General features: G+C 56.5%; 3 protein-coding genes and 4 pseudogenes. 2 read left to right on the forward strand and 5 right to left on the reverse strand.

The annotated features are described in order from the left end of the window. Together AWB81_RS46185 and AWB81_RS48465 are read left to right on the forward strand one after the other, a co-directional pair. Window positions 1-339: pseudogene (locus AWB81_RS46185) on the forward strand (IS4-like element ISCku4 family transposase); the annotation flags it as partial. 98 nt (window positions 340-437) lie between these two features. After that, window positions 438-572: a hypothetical protein gene (locus AWB81_RS48465; RefSeq protein WP_268811807.1), complete on the forward strand. Its 135-nt coding sequence runs from the start codon at window positions 438-440 to the stop codon at window positions 570-572. A gap of 206 nt (window positions 573-778) precedes the next feature. On the opposite strand, the gene AWB81_RS40875 is transcribed toward AWB81_RS48465, so the two are convergent. From AWB81_RS40875 to AWB81_RS46195, 5 genes and pseudogenes are all read right to left on the reverse strand, one after another. Further along, window positions 779-1,936 (reverse strand): YncE family protein, encoded by a 1,158-nt coding sequence (locus AWB81_RS40875; RefSeq protein WP_062644116.1) that lies wholly within the window; start codon window positions 1,934-1,936, stop codon window positions 779-781. 610 nt (window positions 1,937-2,546) lie between these two features. Then, window positions 2,547-2,910, reverse strand: a pseudogene (locus tag AWB81_RS47845) (IS30 family transposase); the annotation flags it as partial. Window positions 2,911-3,033: 123 nt separating this feature from the next. After that, window positions 3,034-3,171, reverse strand: a complete 138-nt coding sequence (locus tag AWB81_RS47850; RefSeq protein ID WP_235026184.1) for a helix-turn-helix domain-containing protein — start codon at window positions 3,169-3,171, stop codon at window positions 3,034-3,036. 431 nt (window positions 3,172-3,602) lie between these two features. Continuing rightward, window positions 3,603-3,749: pseudogene (locus tag AWB81_RS49035) on the reverse strand (hopanoid biosynthesis associated radical SAM protein HpnJ); the annotation flags it as partial. Window positions 3,750-3,777: 28 nt separating this feature from the next. Continuing rightward, window positions 3,778-4,116, reverse strand: a pseudogene (locus tag AWB81_RS46195) (IS4-like element ISCku4 family transposase); the annotation flags it as partial.

The raw sequence follows: 4,116 nt of genomic DNA on the forward strand, positions 1-4,116 counted from the left end.
AACGGCGATCAATACCTTCATCGCGAGTCGCCCGAGTACCGCGACGCCGTCAAGCGCAAGACCCACGCCTATCACGTCTTCATTCAGGCTGGCATCGTCTGCCAGGGACTGCTTCAGTACCTGGCAGCGGTATTCCCTTCACTCGTCTGGAGTTCCTTTGGATCCTGGCTGCGCACCATCCGTCCCGGCATCCCTCCATCGGAGTTGGTCGTCGCCAGTGCACTACGACAATGCCTGCCCGAATTTCTCGTGAATAGCGCCAAAACCAATTTCTTCGCGAAATTCATCGCCGAAAGGCAGGACCCTGACACCTTCGAGATGTTCCGACTGGCCACATAACCCCAAGACTGTGCCGAACTCGGCACTCTTGAGCATATAAGAAATGTCGCATTTTGACGTAGGTTCGTCGCCAGACAGGCGTTTCAGGAGCGCGGGCGATGAATACGACTGGGACCATCACGATGTCGATGCGCGAACTGGACCGGTTCAAGGTCATCGAAACCGGAACGAAGCAGAACCGAACGGCAGACGCTCCGATCGATCCCGTATTTTTACGCTCCGCTCAGGCATAGATTCGTCATGCACCTGCACACGTGCCTCCGGTAGACCGCCTCGAAGAGATTGCAACGTTCATCGCAATAGCATTGAGGTCGCGTGCCTCGCGTTCTTGCCTATGAATTTCTCGAGAAAGGAAGCGAGCGCTCAGCGGTCTATCCTGAGCTATCAGCTGCCCAATTCGCCCCCTTTGCCTGCAGGATAAGCTACGACCTTTGCAAGATCACTTCGTTGCAAAGACCGATATCCCTCCGTTTGCAAAGTTAGCCGAAGTGCCAGGCTGGAACGGCACATAGACTTCACCAAGACCGCTGTCGACGGCTACAGAATGCGCCCCCGCTCCAACTGGCACCTTGTATAGCAACTGGCGCGACGCTCCATCGATTACGCCCATCTGAGGACTGAACCCCGAGGACGCAGCGGTGCCGCTCGTGACATAGTGCCGTGCGGGAAGGAAGTATCGATTCGAGGCGGGATCGTACGTTACCTGGTCGGTGCCGCCGAAAGGCACCGAGGCAAGTTGACTACCGGTATTCCGGTCCAGAATCAATGTGATGAGCGGGCTGCCGGCTGAAGGATCGCATCCCACCAGCACGTCGCTGTTCGGTCCCAACGCGATACCCGTGGGCGAACATTTATCGAGCGGGAAAGCCTTGCTGACGACGGGTGCGCCAGCCGTGACCGAGTTTGCGGTTATGACGTCAAGTTCGCCGTCTGGATGGGCTGACGTGCCATCGTTGTTGATGTAGAAGTTTTTCGTGGTCGAATCATAAGTGCAGGCCTCAAGCCCTGATGAACCATTGAATACGAGTTTCGACACCACGCTTTGAGTCGTCGTGGAGATGAAAGTGACGAAGGGCGGCGTCTCACCGGGACTCGCGTACATCACGAGATGGTCGTCCGGGTCGTAACACCCCTCGTCGACACGTGAGCCAGAATTGCTGATAGCAATGGTCTTGACCGTTTTTAGCGCGGCCGTATCGACGATCTTGACTGAGTCCACATCCCCCACGTAAAGAGTATTCGTGCCGGTGATTCCCACGATCCCATCGGGACCGGACGCGTCCGTTGTTGCGCCGGCGCCGGTGAAGGATCCCGTAACCTGAGCGATGAGCCCGTTCGACTTCGTATCGACAACATCGACGGCCTTGTTATTGCGATCCGCCAAATAGTATCGCCCTCCTTCCACATAGCCGATATCAAAGCTAAACGGCGGCACCGACGCATTCGGCACAGTGATATTCGTCAACAGCTTCGAGTTCGTGGGTGTTGTCGTTGAGGGGGGTGAAGTGGACGACGTTGAATTTGAGTTGTCGCTGCCGCCGCAACCAGCTATCACGGCCGTTGCAGCAAGAAGTAACGCGATCAAAGGCTGTTTCATCGATTGGCTCCTTCATTGGACCAGCACTGGCAAAGCACAGATTCGTTCCGGCGGAGCGCTTGTCTTTCGCGGACCGAGCGCGTCTCGCTCGCGGCGACGTCGTCAAGACACCGTTGCGCGGTTCATGGGCGTAAGCATGCGGACGCGTTCGCAATAATGCACAGCAAATGATTTAATGGTTTCTATATAGAATCACTGATGCACGTACGACTAGTGTAAGCAACAGACAAGAACGACCTGACTTTTTTAGTAAGGTTTGAGCAGATTTCAGGGTCATAACCATGGCAACGTACGCAGCCCAAACAATGGGCAGCGCCGTGAATCCGTGTCGGCGCCCGCAGGCGCGTCATCGGTTTCTGCCGTAAGGAAATACTCTGAGATTTGTAACTTGTCTTCGCGACAAAGCATCGCCTGTCAGGCAAGCGCTAAGTGAAAACACCGATGCCGTCGCACCACTCATTCTTAACGACACCAATTCTTTTGGAAGTTCAATTGGCCTGATTTCCTCTTCTTAAGCTCACGCTAAGATTTGCCGGGCTATAATCCTTTTGGCGCAGCGTTTGTGTTGGCGGTTTCAAACTTACTGTAAGTTCAACAGGTTTTTTAATGTTTAGCGTCTGGAGGTTGGCTCGCCGAGGCAAGTTGTAGCGAAGACCTCGAACGGCGAGTGGAACGCGTGCGTTGCGCGCGGCCGGCTGTTCAAGCTATCGGCGATAGCATCGAGTTCATCCCGACTGTAGACCGACAGGTCGGTGCCTTTGGGAAGGTACTGACGCAGCAATCCGTTGGTGTTTCGCAAGTGCCGCGTTGCCACGGGCCGCGTGGGTCGCAGAAGTACACCCTCACGCTTGTGGTGGCGGCAAGTTCCTGATGCCGCGCGAGTTCCTTGCCCTGGTCATATGTGAAGCTCTGACGCAGGGTTTCAGGATCGCGTTGAGTTTGGCGGAGAAGCCCGCCAGAGCTGAGGCGGCGGTTCCCAACCCGCCAGCGAACGCCTTGGAGGCAAAGCTTGGCGGGACGGCGGCCCGCGCTACGGCGGGCGGCGGTCAGTGCTTGAGCCGGCACCGATGCGTAGCCAGTGGCGGAGCTGTTTCGCATCAGCTCGCGACTGATGGTCGCTGTGAACGCCCGAGTATCAGGGCCATGGCCCTGATACTCACGTCCTGCAGCCGTCGGCTTGCGATGGCAAGGCGTTCTTCAGCTTGAAGTTGCTGATACGAAGTTTTGTCGGGCATTGCGACACCTTATACGACATAGGTGTTGCACTTCGCTTTTGAGACCGCCAAGCAAAAAGCCTTTCTTATGCGAGACTAAAAATGTCGGGCCGCATTTGGCACCACCGCTCGCGCTAAGCTTCGTTCCGCGCCTGCCTGTTGCTCCAACCGGCGACCAAGCAGTCACCCGCACGGCAATTCCTGGACCCTGCGACGGTCGCAGGCGGATCGCATCGGCACCTGGAATTGCATGACGTCCGCGCGTCGCTCTGCGCCGCGGTCCCAAGCTTTATGTTCAAGACGACGTGCGTTCACTCGTCGCAGTTGGACCAGGCGATCCATTCATCGAATGCGCGCAACCGTGTTTTGGCCGGCATGTTGCCATACCGCGATCAACACTTGAGCCCAATGCCGTTGCGATCATCGTGCAAACACGTGTCAGGCCTCACAGCTTACGCCTTATGGTCCCTGAGGAACCTGAAGAACTCCACGCCCTCTTGCAGGCGCCGTTTCATCATCTCCCAACTGACCAGCATCTCGCGGACGATTTCCCAGATCTTCGTCGGTCTGAAATAAAAGCGCTTGTAGAACTCCCTCAAGAGTGCCGAGTTCGGCACAGTCTTGGGGTTATGTGGCCAGTCGGAACATCTCGAAGGTGTCAGGGTCCTGCCTTTCGGCGATGAATTTCGCGAAGAAATTGGTTTTGGCGCTATTCACGAGAAATTCGGGCAGGCATTGTCGTAGTGCACTGGCGACAACCAACTCCGATGGAGGGATGCCGGGACGGATGGTGCGCAGCCAGGATCCAAAGGAACTCCAGACGAGTGAAGGGAATACCGCTGCCAGGTACTGAAGCAGTCCCTGGCAGACGATGCCAGCCTGAATGAAGACGTGATAGGCGTGGGTCTTGCGCTTGACGGCGTCGCGGTACTCGGGCGACTCGCGATGAAGGTATTGATCGCCGTT

Origin of the sequence: Caballeronia arationis (assembly GCF_001544975.2) — a bacterium.
GTDB lineage: Bacteria > Pseudomonadota > Gammaproteobacteria > Burkholderiales > Burkholderiaceae > Caballeronia > Caballeronia arationis.

Excerpts from the sequence above, each read along its gene's own strand:
- AWB81_RS47850 (WP_235026184.1), bottom strand. The coding sequence starts at position 3,171 with ATGCCCGACAAAACTTCGTATCAGCAACTTCAAGCTGAAGAACGCCTT.
- AWB81_RS40875 (WP_062644116.1), bottom strand. The coding sequence starts at position 1,936 with ATGAAACAGCCTTTGATCGCGTTACTTCTTGCTGCAACGGCCGTGATA.
- AWB81_RS48465 (WP_268811807.1), top strand. The coding sequence starts at position 438 with ATGAATACGACTGGGACCATCACGATGTCGATGCGCGAACTGGACCGG.